21 protein-coding genes are annotated in these 16,122 nt (G+C 44.1%); 4 read left to right on the top strand and 17 right to left on the bottom strand.

The window, feature by feature from the left end; genetic code table 11:
- Positions 1 to 195 precede the first annotated feature (195 nt).
- The gene (locus tag V1499_RS00975; protein ID WP_409276193.1) at positions 196 to 417 is read right to left on the bottom strand and encodes a hypothetical protein; all 222 of its coding nucleotides are present in this window, start codon (positions 415 to 417) and stop codon (positions 196 to 198) included.
- 136 nt (positions 418 to 553) lie between these two features.
- Between V1499_RS00975 and pdaB the strand changes: the two genes are divergently transcribed.
- The gene (pdaB, locus tag V1499_RS00970; protein WP_409273099.1) at positions 554 to 1,306 is read left to right on the top strand and encodes a polysaccharide deacetylase family sporulation protein PdaB; all 753 of its coding nucleotides are present in this window, start codon (positions 554 to 556) and stop codon (positions 1,304 to 1,306) included.
- Positions 1,307 to 1,323: 17 nt separating this feature from the next.
- Here the strand turns inward: pdaB and V1499_RS00965 are convergent, their stop codons facing one another.
- Positions 1,324 to 1,992: a KinB-signaling pathway activation protein gene (locus V1499_RS00965; RefSeq protein WP_409273097.1), complete on the bottom strand. Its 669-nt coding sequence runs from the start codon at positions 1,990 to 1,992 to the stop codon at positions 1,324 to 1,326.
- A gap of 186 nt (positions 1,993 to 2,178) precedes the next feature.
- Between V1499_RS00965 and gerD the strand changes: the two genes are divergently transcribed.
- Positions 2,179 to 2,784, top strand: a complete 606-nt coding sequence (gene gerD, locus V1499_RS00960; RefSeq protein WP_409273095.1) for a spore germination lipoprotein GerD — start codon at positions 2,179 to 2,181, stop codon at positions 2,782 to 2,784.
- 43 nt (positions 2,785 to 2,827) lie between these two features.
- Here the strand turns inward: gerD and V1499_RS00955 are convergent, their stop codons facing one another.
- The 3 genes from V1499_RS00955 to V1499_RS00945 form a co-directional block, all read right to left on the bottom strand.
- The gene (locus tag V1499_RS00955; protein ID WP_409273093.1) at positions 2,828 to 3,886 is read right to left on the bottom strand and encodes an Mrp/NBP35 family ATP-binding protein; all 1,059 of its coding nucleotides are present in this window, start codon (positions 3,884 to 3,886) and stop codon (positions 2,828 to 2,830) included.
- Positions 3,887 to 4,039: 153 nt separating this feature from the next.
- Positions 4,040 to 4,693, bottom strand: a complete 654-nt coding sequence (gene cwlD, locus V1499_RS00950) for an N-acetylmuramoyl-L-alanine amidase CwlD (RefSeq protein ID WP_409276192.1) — start codon at positions 4,691 to 4,693, stop codon at positions 4,040 to 4,042.
- A 128-nt stretch (positions 4,694 to 4,821) separates the two neighbouring features.
- The gene (locus V1499_RS00945; protein WP_409273091.1) at positions 4,822 to 5,265 is read right to left on the bottom strand and encodes a YbaK family protein; all 444 of its coding nucleotides are present in this window, start codon (positions 5,263 to 5,265) and stop codon (positions 4,822 to 4,824) included.
- Between the two features lie 144 nt (positions 5,266 to 5,409).
- On the opposite strand from V1499_RS00945, the gene V1499_RS00940 reads away from it, so the two are divergent.
- Positions 5,410 to 5,868, top strand: coding sequence for a DinB family protein (locus V1499_RS00940; RefSeq protein WP_409273090.1), 459 nt, complete (start codon positions 5,410 to 5,412; stop codon positions 5,866 to 5,868).
- 198 nt (positions 5,869 to 6,066) lie between these two features.
- On the opposite strand, the gene V1499_RS00935 is transcribed toward V1499_RS00940, so the two are convergent.
- Both V1499_RS00935 and V1499_RS00930 read right to left on the bottom strand, forming a co-directional pair.
- Positions 6,067 to 6,852 (bottom strand): SDR family oxidoreductase, encoded by a 786-nt coding sequence (locus tag V1499_RS00935; protein ID WP_409273088.1) that lies wholly within the window; start codon positions 6,850 to 6,852, stop codon positions 6,067 to 6,069.
- Between the two features lie 323 nt (positions 6,853 to 7,175).
- On the bottom strand, positions 7,176 to 7,745 hold the full coding sequence (locus V1499_RS00930; RefSeq protein ID WP_409273086.1) for a TetR/AcrR family transcriptional regulator: 570 nt from the start codon (positions 7,743 to 7,745) through the stop codon (positions 7,176 to 7,178).
- Positions 7,746 to 7,932: 187 nt separating this feature from the next.
- Here V1499_RS00930 and V1499_RS00925 point away from each other — a divergent pair, with 187 nt between their 5' ends.
- The gene (locus V1499_RS00925) at positions 7,933 to 8,859 is read left to right on the top strand and encodes a DsbA family protein (protein ID WP_409273084.1); all 927 of its coding nucleotides are present in this window, start codon (positions 7,933 to 7,935) and stop codon (positions 8,857 to 8,859) included.
- Positions 8,860 to 9,037: 178 nt separating this feature from the next.
- Here the strand turns inward: V1499_RS00925 and rpsI are convergent, their stop codons facing one another.
- The 10 genes from rpsI to rpsM all read right to left on the bottom strand — a co-directional run bounded on the left by rpsI (position 9,038) and on the right by rpsM (position 16,107).
- Complete coding sequence (rpsI, locus tag V1499_RS00920; protein ID WP_115453988.1) at positions 9,038 to 9,430, bottom strand: 30S ribosomal protein S9; 393 nt, start codon at positions 9,428 to 9,430, stop codon at positions 9,038 to 9,040.
- A gap of 18 nt (positions 9,431 to 9,448) precedes the next feature.
- On the bottom strand, positions 9,449 to 9,886 hold the full coding sequence (gene rplM, locus V1499_RS00915) for a 50S ribosomal protein L13 (RefSeq protein ID WP_316572556.1): 438 nt from the start codon (positions 9,884 to 9,886) through the stop codon (positions 9,449 to 9,451).
- A 223-nt stretch (positions 9,887 to 10,109) separates the two neighbouring features.
- Entirely contained in the window at positions 10,110 to 10,889 is a 780-nt protein-coding gene (gene truA, locus V1499_RS00910) for a tRNA pseudouridine(38-40) synthase TruA (protein ID WP_409273081.1), read from the bottom strand.
- A gap of 12 nt (positions 10,890 to 10,901) precedes the next feature.
- Positions 10,902 to 11,699, bottom strand: a complete 798-nt coding sequence (locus tag V1499_RS00905; protein WP_409273079.1) for an energy-coupling factor transporter transmembrane component T family protein — start codon at positions 11,697 to 11,699, stop codon at positions 10,902 to 10,904.
- The gene (locus V1499_RS00900) at positions 11,696 to 12,562 is read right to left on the bottom strand and encodes an energy-coupling factor ABC transporter ATP-binding protein (protein WP_409273077.1); all 867 of its coding nucleotides are present in this window, start codon (positions 12,560 to 12,562) and stop codon (positions 11,696 to 11,698) included. The genes V1499_RS00905 and V1499_RS00900 overlap by 4 nt, the downstream gene beginning before the upstream one ends.
- Positions 12,538 to 13,377, bottom strand: coding sequence for an energy-coupling factor ABC transporter ATP-binding protein (locus V1499_RS00895; RefSeq protein WP_409273076.1), 840 nt, complete (start codon positions 13,375 to 13,377; stop codon positions 12,538 to 12,540). The genes V1499_RS00900 and V1499_RS00895 overlap by 25 nt, the downstream gene beginning before the upstream one ends.
- A gap of 421 nt (positions 13,378 to 13,798) precedes the next feature.
- Complete coding sequence (gene rplQ / locus V1499_RS00890) at positions 13,799 to 14,161, bottom strand: 50S ribosomal protein L17 (RefSeq protein WP_409273074.1); 363 nt, start codon at positions 14,159 to 14,161, stop codon at positions 13,799 to 13,801.
- A 53-nt stretch (positions 14,162 to 14,214) separates the two neighbouring features.
- Complete coding sequence (locus V1499_RS00885) at positions 14,215 to 15,159, bottom strand: DNA-directed RNA polymerase subunit alpha (RefSeq protein ID WP_316572568.1); 945 nt, start codon at positions 15,157 to 15,159, stop codon at positions 14,215 to 14,217.
- A 170-nt stretch (positions 15,160 to 15,329) separates the two neighbouring features.
- Positions 15,330 to 15,719 carry a 30S ribosomal protein S11 gene (gene rpsK / locus V1499_RS00880; RefSeq protein WP_053364791.1) on the bottom strand — a complete coding sequence of 130 codons (390 nt, stop codon included), beginning with the start codon at positions 15,717 to 15,719 and terminating at the stop codon, positions 15,330 to 15,332.
- Between the two features lie 22 nt (positions 15,720 to 15,741).
- Positions 15,742 to 16,107: a 30S ribosomal protein S13 gene (rpsM, locus tag V1499_RS00875; protein ID WP_316572550.1), complete on the bottom strand. Its 366-nt coding sequence runs from the start codon at positions 16,105 to 16,107 to the stop codon at positions 15,742 to 15,744.
- Positions 16,108 to 16,122: the final 15 nt, after the last annotated feature.

Raw genomic sequence — 16,122 nt, 5'->3', positions numbered from 1 at the left:
ATATCGCTCAGAGGCGACTTTTTAAATATACCATGTTGTTTGACTTGTGTCAACAACTTTTTTAACTTGGTCACTGCCTCGCAGCAACGTTTTTTAATATACCAAGATAACAATGCAAAGTCAATAAGAAATTCGAGCTGAATATATTTCCATATAGGTAACCGTTCAAGGCGCAATATGGTAACTCGAACGTTACTATTTTTTTATCCGCTTTTTTCTCATATACCTGATACAATCCCCTGGTTGGGCTATTCTCCTAAAAAGAATAAATAAAATTTTATACCGCTCCTCCATTGCCCTTTTAGCAATGTGGTCTATCCTTTCATCTTCTAAATCAAACAAAATTTCTTCCATTTCCCTTTTTAGAAGGTATTCAAGTTCCTTTACTTCCTTTGTATTGACCAGTAAACCAATCATTTCACTCACCACTCCTGGCATGGATTTGCACCTTATGTTTTCCAACAAATTCTATTCTATGTAGATTTGGTACTCATACATGGAGGTTTTTGGACATAGGTATAGGACAAGGAAAGCTTTGGACGGGGGAATGAACGTGGATTTCTTTGTTATTTTAAACGGAAAGCGAATTAAGCAAGCCATTTTAATAATCGTGTCTGCATTATTTACAGCATGGATTGTGTATATGGAAAATCTTGTCCAGGTTCCGGTGTTTTCAACAAAGGATGGACCAAAGGCGGTTTACAAGGGGGAAAAGGATATCGCCTTGACATTTAATATTGGCTGGGGAGATGAAAAGGCGGAGCCAATATTGGATGTACTTGAAAAAGAAAACGTAAAGTCGGCTACATTCTTTTTGTCCGGCGCTTGGGCCGAACGCCACCCAGACCTCGTAAGCCGGATATCAAAGCTTGGATATGAAATCGGCATTCTCGGCTATGGGTATGAAGATTATACGGCTATCGAAGAGGCCCAGATTCGAAAGGACCTTGCTAAAGCACAGACGGCCTTTGGCAAATTGAATATCAAAAAAATAACGTTAATTCGCGCCCCAACAGGACATTTTGACAAACGGACGTTAAAAATTGCAGATCGATTTGGGTTTACTGTCGTACATTGGAGTATTGATTCTAAAGACTGGACCAATCCTGGCATCAAAAAAATCCATGCAAACATTCTTAAGGCGGGGGCCGGTGACATCGTCCTCCTTCATGCTTCGGATTCAGCCAAGCAGACTGCAAAGGCACTCCCGGGCATCATTAAAGATTTGCAGGCCAAGGGATTAAAGTTTGTCACTGTTTCGGAGATGATAGCCAATGGAGAGGCAAAAACTGAAGAAGTAAAATAAAAATACAAGCCGCCCATTTATTTGGACGGCTTGAGTTGTTTTTGTGCTTGGCGGGGTTTTTTCCCCTCCAGCTTCTTTCGCTCTTCAAGCGATTTTTCATTCAGCTTGTGAAGGACAAGCAACTGATAGCCGTTGCAGACAAGTAATGGTATCAGCATGAGGTAAAGCCAGCTGCCTTCATTTACCCTGAGGACAGGAAACCATTCTATGACGGTCCCGACTACCATAAAAAATAGCGCGGGAATGAACGCCTCTTTATTTGTCTGCCTCATCTTTTGCCACGCTACCGCCAATCCCACGGCAAGGACGATCAGAGCGGGTATTACATAAGAAACGGCCCCTTCCCCTTCTTTCGCAAAAGATATGTACCTTAAATAAATGAGATCGAATAGCACAAATGCCACAACAACGGCCTGTACGCTATTCCACAACCGTACTGATTTAAAAATTCCCAAGCCGAATCGGTGGACAGTCAAATAAGCAAAGAATCCCATCTGGCTCAACAAGCTGAAAATAAACCCGACTCCGACGAGCCAAATGAAGACCGATAGGACTTCCAGGAAATCGGCATCCGCAAACAACGGTTCAAATTCGTCCCAGCGGACAAAAAAACCAGTAACAACTGTAGTAAGTCCCCCAATTATTAATGTGTTGATAAATAATTTAACCCAATTACGGCTAGTCACAATTTTTCCCCCAGCATTGCATTCTTTTTTTCTTCCCATTAGCCCAAACTTTCGAACCAATGACGTTTTCACTTCATTGTACCAACCGGAAACATAAAAATCCAGGCATTCCGATTGTGCGAATAATTAGGTGTATTTTTCTTCATTCTAAGGGTAAGTGCCATTCGTTGAAGGGAGTTATCGGGAATGAAAAAGATATATACGCTGCTTTTGATTGGGATGATTCTCATTGTTTCGGGCTGCGCGGCTGGGACCAGCCAGATTGAGACTAAATTTAATTACGAGGAAACAAAAAAAATGCTTGTCGATATCCTCCACACGGATGATGGCAAAAAAGCAATCCACGAAATCATGACTGACGATTCAATTAAAAAGCAAATGATTATGGATGAGTCCGTGGTGTCGGATACAATCCAAAAAACATTAGTCTCCAAGGAAGGAATGGATTTTTGGAAGAACTCGCTTAAAGATCCGAAAATGGCCTCAGCCTTGGCAAAAAGCATGAAAACAGAAAACGAAAAGCTGTTAAAAGATCTAATGAAGGACCCTGAATACCGTGCAATGATGATTGAGATACTTAAAGAGCCTGAAATAAAAAAAGAGATGGCTGATGCCTTAAAAAGCAAAGACTTCCGGCTCCATTTGCAGGCTGTTATAGCCGATTCGATGCAAAGCCCACTGTTTAAAGCAGAGATGCAAGAACTCCTTTTGCAGGCGGCGAAGGAAGCCGCTAAAGGCGACAAAGGCGGAGGGGGAGGCCAGGATGGAGGCGGCGATAAAGGCGGGTCTTAAATTGTTTAAAAAAGCCTCTTCCGATTCCGGAGAGGCTTTTGTTTTAATTATCCAGTTTGTTAATGATTTTATCGGCAATTTGTAGATAAATGGTGCCAATGTGGTGCTCTTCCTGGTAAACCGAAGGGGCAAAATCATTTTCATCCCAATCCGGCTGGCCGAGTGGAAGCTGCCCGAGGATTTCAGTATTAAGCGCTTCGGCAAGTTTTTCCCCGCCGCCTTTTCCGAAAATATATTCCCTTTCGCCAGTGGCCTTGCTTTCAAAATACGCCATATTTTCAATGACGCCCAGAATTTCATGTTCGGTCCTTAACGCCATCGCGCCTGCCCTAGCCGCAACAAAAGCGGCTGTAGGATGGGGGGTCGTTACGATGATTTCCTTGCAGGACGGCAGCATGGAGTGCACATCAAGCGCCACATCGCCTGTCCCCGGAGGCAGGTCCAGCAGCAGGTAATCAAGATCTCCCCAATTAACCTCTTCAAAGAAGCTGTTCAGCATTTTGCCAAGCATTGGGCCGCGCCAGATAATCGGTGCATTGTCCTCGACAAAGAAGCCCATCGAAATGACTTTTACCCCAAACCGCTCGACTGGCAGGATTTTTTCATCCTTTATAGCTGGGCGTTCTGTAATCCCCATCATATCCGGTACACTGAACCCATAGATATCTGCATCAATTAGGCCGACTTTTTTTCCGAGGCGCGCCAGTGAAACAGCAAGGTTAACGGAAACTGTCGATTTCCCGACCCCACCCTTTCCGCTCGCAATTGCTATGAATGTTGTTTTGCTTCCCGGGGCCAATAGCCCTAAATCGCCCTGCTCTGCCGTGGTGGCGCGATGCTTTGCCAACTCTTCTTCCGGAAGCTGGCTGAAGCGGATACCGACAGTGGCCGCTCCCTGGCTTTTTAAAGCGTTAACAATTTCAGTCTGAAGCTGAAGCTGTTCGGCGGTACCGGTCTTGGCGATTGCTATTTTCACACTGACATGGTTCTTTTCTTCCTTAACCTTTATTTCCTCGATGGCATTCAGCTCACCCAGCGATTTATGTAAAAAAGGTTCCTGTAAACCGCTCAATACTTCCCGTACGATAGCCTCTGTAATCATTTACTAAAGCACCCGCCTTATTGATTTGGTTACTGCCAACCGTTGCCGGCATGTCTTTATATTATATCATAGAGCCAGGCAAGGCTGTTAAATGGCGCACACCCTTATGTTTTTATACAAAAAATAAAAAGGGAGGCGCCAGGCCTCTCCCTATCATCTTTCCGTGAAAAACCGATTGATGCCTTTATAAATCGATGCCGCCACCATTTCCTGGTATGAATCACGTTCCAAATTTGTTTTCTCGGCTGGATTTGAAAGGAAACCGGCTTCCACCAGGACGCCCGGTATTTTCGCATGCTTCAGGATATAGACGCTGTTAAGCGGTTTTTCCTTCCTCGTTGTGTTTTCGAGGTTCGTTCTCAGCTCTTGCTGGATCAGCCTGGCAGCTTTTTTGTTCTCCTTGTTATTCGTGCTATAAAAAGTTTGCGCTCCGCTCCATTGTGGGGCAGGAATCGCATTCAAATGAACGCTAACAAAGAAATCCGCATTGGATTCATTGATAATTTTGAGCCTTTCCTTCAAATCCGCTGTTTTCCTGCGGCTGTAGCCCTTCATTTCCGGTGGCGCCAAATCCTTGTCTATATCCCTTGTCATGATGACAATCGCACCCTGCTGCTGCAGGAAATCACGAAGCTTAAGGGATATACTTAACGCGATGTCCTTTTCCTGAACGGTCCTCTCACCCGCCCCCCCGTCCGCTCCTCCATGCCCGGGATCAAGGAGGATTACCTTTCCTGTAAGCGGCAGATGCCATGTATTCCAGGAATGATTATCGGAAAAATCATATTGGATGATAAAGAATAACATGATCAGCCCAATAGCTATAGCCGTCCTCTTCAGTCTTTTAATCGACACTCCGCCCAGCCCCCTGCCTGTCCTTTTCCATTTCACTATATGGCTTTGGAACAGGAATTAGAACTCGGAATCAGGCTGGTTTAGTGAAGGCGCAGTTTCTGGCGGCGCATCCCCTTTTCAAACCCATCAAGCCACCATTTCCTTACATATTGCTCACAGTTGAAATAAAGGGATTCACTGTAATACCCTTCGTCCCCTCCTCCCCAATACAAAAGGAAGTTGAACAAGGTATCAATCAGATGGGTTTCTTCGGGTTCACACCGTTCAAGTGTCTGTTCGACTTTTTCACCACTGGTACCAAATTTGCTGAATTGCGCTCCCAGTAAATAGGCTTCCAGCGCTACATCATAGCACGCTTCCTGGATGCCCGGATTTTGGAATAGGCGATGGGACATCCTTAACGATCCGAAATGGTCCTGAACACGTTTCTTTAATTCATTTATAGAAAGTTCCTTTAGGACTGAACGTTCATATTTAATCTGTTTTTCCCGCCTTTTTTCATTGAAGGTCGTAATTACATTCACTGTAGTCACCTCTTAATCCCTAGTGTTTAACCGTTTCTCAAGGAGAATACCGGCCAACGGATTGATTCGCTTTCCAGTTTTACAACCAATTAGCAATGCTGTATCTTAAAATCAGAATAGACAGACTCTTTGAGGGGGATTTTTATGAAAAAAGAGCATGAAGTTTTATTTACCCAGCTGAGCGATTACCGGAACGACATTTTGAGCTGCGTAGCCGATGTTTCCGAGGTGGCCGCAAATAAGATTCCAACTGGCTTCAAAAATAATATCCGCTGGAACCTCGGCCATATTTACCTTGACCAGTTGTTGTGGATTAAGCATCTGACAAAAGAGCCGATTGAGATTCCCGAAAGATTCCATGAATGGTTCGGTTTTGGGACCAGCCCTGCCAATTGGACAAGCGAGCCGCCATCCTTTGAAGAATTAAAGCAATTGCTTGCCGGCCAGCCGGAATGGATTAAGGAGACATACGGGGATAGGCTTGAGGAAACTTTCCCGGAAACCGAATCCTGCATGCAGACCATCGCCCAGGTGCTTGTCCGGATGATTTACCATGAAGGAATCCATCTCGGAGCAATTATTGCGTTGAGAAAATTCATATAACTACATACAAAAAAAAGCGCAGGCAAAAGAAAGGCCAGGCCTAAGGACAAGATTAGGCTTGTAATAAAGCGTAAATTATTGGAGGGATTGGGCTTAGCTTTACAACAATTAAAAGGAATTCATTTTGAAAAAAATAATCAAAATGAATTCCTCTTTTTAATTTTTATTCACTTTCTACATGTTTACCTAATACTGCTTTTAATATTTATAAGATTGTCCACCATCGATTGGAATAACGGTTGCGTTGATGAAGTTGGCTTGGTCGGACAGCAGGAATGCTACTAAGTATCCCACTTCTTCCGGTTTGCCGAAGCGTTTCATTGGGTTTGGCTCAACAAATTGCTTTCCTACTTCTTCCCAATTGTCTGGATCCATTTGTTTTAATGAACCTTCTACCATCGGGGTCATGATTGCGCCTGGCGCAATAGCTTTGATGCTGATTCCGTATTGGCCGTATTCAATACCTGAATTTCGTGTTAATCCAACGACGCCGTGTTTACTAGCTGCATAACCAGATTGATTTCCTACCCCACGAATGCCACCAACGGAAGCCGTATTTACTACAGAGCCAAATCCTTGTTCTCTCATAACTTTTAATACGTGTTTTAAACCATAAAACACTCCATTTAAGTTGACATTGACTACCTTTTGAAATTCATCAATGCCAAACTCCTCAGTTAGGTTTTGTTTTCCTTCAATCCCAGCGTTGTTGAAGAAACCATCGATTCTCCCGAACTTTTTAACTGTTTCGTTTACATAGTTTTCAACTGCTTTCTCATCTGCGACATTTGCAGTGATAAGCAATACTTCTGCGTTTGGTGAAATTTCTAATACTTTACTTTTTGTTTCTTCTAATGAAGAAGCGTTTAAATCAACGAGAGAAAGCTTCGCGCCTTCTTTTGCTACTTGTAGAGCAGAGGCTTGGCCTAAACCAGATCCCGCACCTGTAATTAATACGACCTTTCCTTCAAACCGATTGCTCATGATGATTATCCTCCCTTGTTGTACTTTCTGATTAAAAATTAAAAACACATACTATCGTAAGATATTTAGGATGACAATGTACCCCTTTTAATGAAATATCATCCATTAAAATATCTCTAATTAAAATATCTTTAATTGATAGTATATATTCATTATAAATCTTATGAAAAATTTATCAAATAAAAGGGCTTATCCTATTTAAGCCTAATATGGAAGAACGAATTTCAATGGACTGGCCGTATAATCCTTATTTACTAACTTTCAACACAAAAACAGGCTTTCTCAACATAAATGAGATAGCCTGTTAAAGTTGATATACCAAGTTAGTCCGCAGCCCCAAAATTACTTCCCGACAGTATATAAGGAATTGCTGATTTGATGAATTCTTCGGGAGGTATCTCCTTACTAGTTCTTCTCCATTCCACAGAAGCCCCATAAATTCCCCAACTCAGCATGACAGCTGTAACTTTTAGGGGATGCTCATCTTCAGCTGGACGCTGTTTTAACAATAGTTTATAAAAAATGATTTCAAGCTGTTCCCTAATAATTCGGGCAATGGTATCTTCATATCCTCTATGGCAACGAGTGGATAAGGACTTTTGAAAATCCGTGATCGCTTTAAAAATATTAACCAGCGCCTCTTCATTTAGTCCGTTATTTTGGTAGTAATCACAATCCAAATTAACCAACAATACTTCTGATAATACCTTTTCCAATAGGTCATATATATCCTCAAAATGATAATAGAATGTAGCGCGATTAATCAAAGCCTTAGATGTAATATCCTTAACAGTAATATCCTTAAATTCCTTTTCTCCTGAAAGTTCAATGAAAGAATCCATTATTAATTTGCGAGTACGCAGCACTCGGGGGTCCGTCTTTGATTGATTCATTTATAACCCACGCCTACTTTCTAAACAATTTCTTCAATGTGTTGTATAAACGACAAATCAACAGAACTATTGGTGTTGGTTATGTTCATTATCACTTAAGATTCAATTGTAAGGCAAATAATTAATTTTGCCTCAGAAAGTATAAAGCGAAATAAACATTTACTTAAAACAAAGGAGGAAGATTGAATTGAAAAATAATAATATGATTTGTGATTTAGAAACTGGCATTTGCGGAGTAGCTGAAGAAGAGGAGATGGAGATTATTGATTTTAATAAACCAGTAAAATCAATAAACCTTTATTATGTGACTGATCCGATTTGTTCCCATTGCTGGGCGATTGAACCTGTGCTCCGCCGTTTTGTAAAGCAGTATGGTGATTATTTTAACTTTCATACCGTTATGGGCGGTTTGCTGGAAAAATGGCATGACGGACCTATCGACCCTGCGAACGGCATTTATAAACCAGCCGATGTTGCTGGCCATTGGAGAGAAGTTGGAGAATATTCAAGAATGCCAATCGATGGGACTTTAATGATTGACAATCCAGTCCAATCTTCCTATCCGCCTTCTCGTGTATTTAAGATCATTCAAAAAAATCATAGTGAAGCTTTGGCATTTGAATTTTTGCGCCGTGCACGGGAAGAACTTTTCGCATTTAATCAGAATATTTCAGAGAAATCGGTTATGATAGAAATCGCAAATAAACTTGGCCTTGATGGGAAAGCAATTGTAAATGAAGCTGAACAACCCATCGGACAACAATTATTGAATGAAGATTTTGCTCTTACTAGAAACTTGGGAGCCAGAGGCTTTCCTACCATCATCATGATTAATGAAGAAAATAAAGGCGTTAAAATTGTTGGCGGCCGTCCATTTGAATACTATGTTGACGGATTAAAACAAGTTCTAAATCTGGAAGAACTACAACCAAAACAACAGCCATCTCTTTCTGCCTTGCTTGAAGAGGAAAAACTTCTATTTTCCAAAGAAATTGAAGTCATGTATGATATCGAACAATCAGATGTTAACTCATTTATTGAAAAAGAATTAACACCAGCAACGTATGGAGCTAAGGAAATTCTGGGCGAGACCTATATTGTGAAAAATAGATAAACGAAAAGATCTGTACAACCAAATAAGGTTTACAGATCTTTTTCATTAACCATTTTTGTTTTTTGAATACCACTGATTTTGGTATCAACATCGGTGCATTCAATTTACAATCACTAAAAACAAAAACAGGCTATCCCGGTAGATGGGATAGCCTGTAAACGTTGATAGAAAAACGATATTAACGCTTTGAGAACTGAGGTGCGCGGCGTGCGCCTTTAAGACCGTATTTCTTACGCTCTTTCATGCGGGCGTCACGAGTAAGAAGGCCTGCACGCTTCAGTGTTGGACGGAATTCTGGATCAGCTTGCAGCAATGCGCGTGCAATGCCGTGGCGGATAGCGCCAGCTTGGCCAGTGTAACCGCCGCCCTTAACGTTTACAAGGATGTTGTAGCTGCCAAGAGTTTCAGTAGCAACAAGCGGCTGCTTAACAACTTCGCGCAACGCTTCGAACGGAATGTAGTTAGTGATTTCACGATCATTGATTAGGATTTGTCCATTGCCTGGAACTAGACGTACGCGGGCAACGGAGCTTTTACGACGGCCTGTGCCGATATATTGAACTTGTGCCAAGTTAATACCCTCCCTTTATTATCCGCGAAGTTCGTAAACTTCTGGTTTTTGTGCTTGGTGCGGATGCTCGCTGCCTGCATATACGTGCAGCTTTTTGTACATTTGACGGCCAAGAGAATTTTTTGGAAGCATGCCTTTAACAGCAAGCTCGATCATTTTCTCAGCATAGTTAGTGCGCATTTCAAGTGCAGTCCTTTGCTTAAGGCCGCCTGGATGCTGGGTGTGGCGGTAGTAGATTTTGTCTTGAAGCTTGTTTCCAGTCAGATGGACCTTGGAAGCATTCAGGATGATTACATTGTCACCAGTATCAACATGCGGTGTGAAAGTTGGTTTGTTTTTACCACGTAGAATTGCTGCAACTTCGGAAGCAAGGCGTCCAAGAGTTTTGCCTTCAGCATCAACTACGTACCATTTACGCTCGATATTGTTGGCATTCGCCATAAATGTTGTACGCATGGGTTTCCCTCCTAATTTAAATCCGAAAAATATTGGTTTTGCGCTTCTTCCCAATCTCCATGTGGCCAGCTCTGTTCCGGGAGCGGCAGTGGGACGGTTTTGCGCCTTTAAGGTCATGTTCATATATTTCTAATCACGATGAGGCTTTCCGGGGCTTTATCGTGGGATTAAAATACATACATATGATATAATAAATCCTTGCGGGCTCAATGTCAAGAAATTATTATACACCAGGTTTAGTTGTTTTACTTTTTTGAACCCAATCCTCGTAAAATACTTCCCAAAGATACAAGCCATGTGCCGGTGCGGTTTTTCCCGCAAGCGTCCTGTCCCTGGCTGCGATCAAGCCAGGAATGGCCGCCGCTTCCCTGGAACCGGAGCCCACCTCGATCAGTGTCCCTGTCAGAATCCTGACCATATTGTACAAAAAACCATTTCCCCTGAATCTAAGCACAAGGCAATCCTCTTCCTTCTTAAAGGATAGATCGGCAATCGTCCTTACTTTATCAACCACTTCCGTATTGGAGGCACAAAAGCTCGAAAAATCGTACGTTCCGGTTAAATGCCGGGCCGCTTCCTCCATTTTCGCCAAATTAAGCGGATATGGGTAGTGATAGGAGTAGTTGCGGTTAAACGGGTTTTTGTTTTTCCCGAGATAAAGGACGTAACGGTACTCCTTACCGGTTGCATCAAAACGCGCGTGGAAGTCCGGCTTCACCCTTTCAGTCGAAAGAATGACTATTTCGCCGCCAAGCATGGAGTTAAGTGCCGCTGGCCAGCGTTCGGGTGGAATCGAGAGGGGGGAGTCAAAATGGATGACCTGCCCTTTCGCATGGACGCCGGAGTCGGTCCTTCCGGAAGCGGTGACCTTTACAGCTTCACCTTTATGAATTTTCGCCAGTGCAGCTTCGATTTCTCCCTGGACTGTGCGCTTTCCGGGCTGGACCTGATAGCCGGCAAAGCCTGTCCCATCATACGAAACAACGCATTTGTACCGTTGCATGGTAACCCTCCATTAGGACCTTAGTAAAACAAGGACAATGGCCAAAAGCAGAAGCAGGGCGATTTGCAGAGAATCAAGCGGCTTCCAGTGCAGCTGCCTGAACCGAGTCCTTCCCTCACCGCCCCTGTATCCCCTTGCTTCCATTGCCGTCGCTAAATCTTCCGCCCGTTTGAATGAACTAACAAACAGCGGAATCAATAGCGGTATGATTGCCTTAACACGTTCCTTCACCGGTCCGCTCGCAAACTCAACTCCCCGAGCCGCCTGGGCTTTCATGATTTTATCCGTCTCCTGCATCAGGGTAGGTATGAATCGCAGGGAAATCGACATCATCAAAGCCATTTCGTGAACAGGGAAACGGATTTTTTTTAATGGATTCAAAAGGACTTCGAGGCCGTCTGTAATTTCAATCGGAGTCGTTGTCAATGTTAACAAGGACGTGACAAGGATTAGGAAGAAAAAACGCATTGAAATAAAAAGTCCTTGCTTGATTCCTTCTTCGTATATTTTCATAAAGCCCAGATCGGCGACAACATCTCCCTCTTTTGTCAGGAACAGATGGAGCAGAAATGTGAAGATGACAAGGAAAAAGATTGGTTTTAAACCTTCATAGAGAAACCTGAACGGGATTCGCGACAGGCCAAGCAAATAAAAGGTGTAAAGGCCAAGCAAAGCATACGTAATGGAGTTATTCGCAATGAATACAATACCGACAAAGGCAAAGACGAGAATCAGTTTTGACCTGGGGTCCATTCGGTGGACCGCCGACTCGGCAGGAACATAGCGCCCAAAGATCATTTTCTCCATCATGGCTGGCCACCCCCGTTATGCCGGGCAATCGCATCGGCAAGCTCTTCTATTGTTAAATAGGCCTTTCCAAGCTTTACGCCCATTTTTTCTTCCCACTTCAGTTGAAATCGAACGGCCTCCGGTACATCAAGGCCTAGCGAGACGAGTTCAGCCGGATGTGAAAAAATTTCTTCAGGCGTGCCTATTTTCACTGTTTTGCCTTTATGCAAGATCACAATTTTATCGGCATAGCGGGCCGCGTCCTCCATGCTGTGTGTTACAAGGACGGTTGACAGCCCCCTTTCCTGATGAAGGCGGTAAAACATATCCATGATTTCTTTCCTTCCGCGCGGGTCCAGCCCAGCAGTTGGTTCATCGAGTACAATTACCTCTGGCTGCATGGCCAAAACTCCAGCAATGGCGACACGGCGCATTTGGCCGCCTGATAAGTCGAAAGGCGACCTTTGCAAGATTTCCTCACCAAGGCCTACTTGGCTGATGGCAACCCTTGCCCTTTCCTTTGCCTCAGCTTCCGAAACGCCAAAGTTCATTGGCCCAAAGCAAATGTCTTTTTCGACCGTTTCCTCGAATAGCTGATGTTCCGGGAATTGGAAGACAATCCCGACTTTTTGGCGGACCGCCTTCAAGTTCTTTTCTTTTTTTCCGGCTTGAATGGTTCGGTCTCCGATGTTGACTCTCCCCGAGGTAGGCTGAAGCAGGCCGTTTAAATGCTGAAGGACAGTCGACTTGCCGGAACCCGTATGGCCAATTATCGCCAAATAAGTGCCAGAGGGGATTTCAAATGTGACATCACTTACAGCCAGCTTTTCGAACGGCGTGCCCGCCTGGTACTTGTACTCTATATCTTTGAGCGAGATGTCCATAGTTCCGTCACCAACTCTTCTTCAGACAAATAATTTTTCGGCAGTTTTATCCCTCTTTCGACTAACGCCTTCCCCATTTTAACCGCAAACGGAATATCGAGGCCGAGGGAAATGAGTTCTTCGTCCATCGCGAATATTTCTTCCGGTGTACCTTCACGGTAAACCGAGCCCTTATTCATAACGATGATTCTGTCAGCCTTCGCGGCTTCATCAAGGTCATGTGTTATCGATATGACCGTTAAGGCTTTCTCATCTTTCAACAGCCTTACGGTTTCAAGCACTTCTTCCCGCCCTCTTGGGTCGAGCATCGAGGTTGCTTCATCCAGAATAATAATCGTTGGCCTGAGCGCCAACACTCCAGCAATTGCTACCCGCTGCTTTTGCCCGCCGGAAAGATGGTGCGGCTCTTGATTAAGAAATTGTTCCATTTTAACCTTCGCCAGTGCTTCTGGCACCCGGACGGCCATCTCCTCTTGAGGGATGCCGTTGTTTTCCAAACCAAAAGCCACATCATCTTTTACTGTCGTCCCGACAAATTGGTTGTCCGGATTTTGGAATACCATTCCGAGCTTCTTTCGGATATCCCATACTGTTTGTTCGCTGAGCGCTAATCCTCCAACCATAATGGTTCCTTTTTGAGGGTATTGCAACCCATTTAAAAGCCTGGCCAGTGTGGATTTGCCAGATCCGTTATGCCCAACGATTGCAAGCCATTCACCTTCATACACTTCAAAGCTGACATCCTGGACGGCATATCGATCTCCATTGCTGTATTGAAATGAAACATTTTCAAGGCTGATAATCGGTTTTTTCACCAGGCCTTCCTCCTCTCAGCTCATCTTTTCTCTCTCTGCTCTTCCGTAAAAGCAAAAAAAGCCTGCACCCCGCCCCCCTTCAGATTTTGGATCTGATGTATTACAGGGTTTCTTTTTGAGAAACGGGAGGGGTGCATGAGCTAGACGGGACAGGAAAAGAATGCAGGCGATTTATGCAAATGAAGCTGCAATCTTCCGGGAGTCTGGGCCAAACCTGGCCATCCGGTTATCCTATCGATATTCCTGCCCATCGTAACGCTCTTTTTGGCTTGTACGGCAATACTATTCATTTCTAACTGAAAGCGAACTCTTCCGCTTTTCTTCTGTCCAGCTCCAGCGCTAAACGGGCACTTTCGCATTTCTTGTAAAAAAGGCAAGAAACAAGTTTCATGAAACTGTCCCTTGCCTTCTAGATGGTGTATTAAACTAGCTCGATGATGACCATTGGTGCACCGTCGCCGCGGCGAGGACCAACTTTCATGATGCGAGTGTATCCACCTTGGCGCTCTGTGTAACGAGGAGCGATATCAGCAAACAATTTTTGGAGTGCATCCGTGTTGTTCTCTGCATCGGCTACTTCGTTACGGATGTATGCTGCTGCCTGGCGGCGTGCATGCAAATCTCCGCGCTTTCCAAGAGTGATCATCTTTTCTACAACAGAACGCAGTTCCTTCGCACGTGTTTCAGTTGTCTGGATACGTTCGTTAATAATTAGGTCAGTTGTAAGGTCACGAAGCATCGCTTTACGCTGTGCGCTTGTGCGGCCTAATTTCCTGTATGCCATGAAGGGTTCCCTCCTTTGTTGAAGTCAGTAAAGGCTTTGGCGGCTTTGCCGGACTAGTCGTCCTTGCGAAGGCCCAATCCAAGCTCTTCTAGTTTCGCTTTTACTTCCTCGAGCGATTTACGTCCAAGATTGCGCACCTTCATCATATCTTCCTCGGTCTTGTTGGCAAGCTCCTGGACAGTATTGATTCCTGCGCGCTTCAGGCAGTTGTAAGAACGTACCGAAAGGTCGAGTTCTTCAATTGTCATTTCAAGGACTTTTTCTTTTTGGTCTTCTTCTTTTTCAATCATGATTTCGGCATTTTGCGCTTCATCTGTCAATCCAACAAAGATGTTCAAATGCTCGGTCAAAATCTTTGCTCCGAATGCGATGGCTTCCTGGGGGCCTGTGCTGCCGTCTGTCCATACATCCAATGTCAATTTATCGTAGTTGGTCATTTGCCCAACACGTGTATTTTCCACCTGGTAGGACACACGGGAAACCGGAGTGTAGATCGAGTCAATCGGAATCACGCCAATCGGCTGGTCTTCTCTCTTATTCTGGTCAGCTGGCGTATAACCGCGTCCGCGCCTTGCAGTTAGCCGCATACGAAGATGTCCGTTTGAACCTAATGTAGCAATATGGAGATCCGGATTAAGGATTTCAACATCACTGTCATGAGTGATATCGCCAGCCTTTACCTGGCCTTCACCCTTTACATCGATTTCAAGCGTTTTTTCTTCATCGGAGTATATTTTCAATGCGATTTTCTTAATGTTTAAGATAATGGATGTGACATCCTCAACGACGCCTTCAATTGTTGAAAACTCATGAAGAACACCATCTACCTGAATCGATGTAATCGCGGCACCTGGGAGTGATGATAGTAGGATACGACGTAAGGAGTTACCCAGAGTTGTACCATATCCACGCTCAAGTGGCTCTACGACGAACTTCCCGTATTTGGCATCATCGCTGATCTCAACCGTTTCGATTTTTGGTTTTTCTATTTCGATCATCAAATATACCCTCCTTCAAAACGTCGAAAACCCGGCCGGTCACTTCCCAACCGAAATTCCCCCTGTATTCGTCCCTGTTTGTGCACAACAACTGGATTATTGGTTCTGCATGAACGAAAATTGGTATCATATCCCATTATAGACATGGATACAATTTCTATACAGAAAAATTACACGCGACGGCGTTTTGGCGGACGGCAACCATTATGTGGAACTGGAGTGACGTCTTTGATTGCAGTAACTTCAAGACCTGCAGCCTGAAGTGCACGGATGGCAGCTTCACGTCCGGCGCCAGGGCCTTTTACAGTTACTTCAAGAGTTTTCAGACCATGTTCCATTGATGTTTTAGCAGCAGTTTCAGCAGCCATTTGTGCAGCGTATGGAGTAGATTTACGAGAACCTTTAAATCCAAGCGCACCTGCACTTGACCAGGAAATAGCATTACCATGAACATCGGTGATGGTAACAATCGTATTGTTAAATGTTGAGCGAATATGAGCGATACCGGATTCGATATTCTTTCTCACACGGCGTTTGCGAGTATTAGTTTTACGTGCCATTTGTAAGTACCTCCTTTACTGATTACTTCTTCTTGTTCGCTACAGTTTTACGTGGGCCTTTACGCGTACGGGCATTGTTCTTCGTGTTTTGTCCACGAACAGGCAACCCGCGGCGGTGGCGCAAACCACGATAGCTCCCGATTTCCATCAGGCGCTTGATGTTAAGGGAAACTTCACGGCGAAGATCGCCTTCTACCTTAAGCTTGTCAACAATCTCACGGATTTTGTTCAGTTCATCTTCTGTAAGATCGCGTACACGAGTGTCTTCAGAAACGCCCGCTTCAGCAAGGACCTTTTGTGCTGTATTTTTACCAATTCCATAGATGTAAGTTAAAGAGATAACCACACGCTTTTCACGCGGAATATCTACACCAGCAATACGTGCCATAAATATGGAGCACCT

The organism is Neobacillus oceani (assembly GCF_046237595.1).
GTDB lineage: Bacteria > Bacillota > Bacilli > Bacillales > Cytobacillaceae > Bacillus_D > Bacillus_D oceani.
The sequence above is the reverse complement of the archived record's forward strand: the minus strand, read 5'-3'. Positions and strand labels throughout refer to the sequence as shown.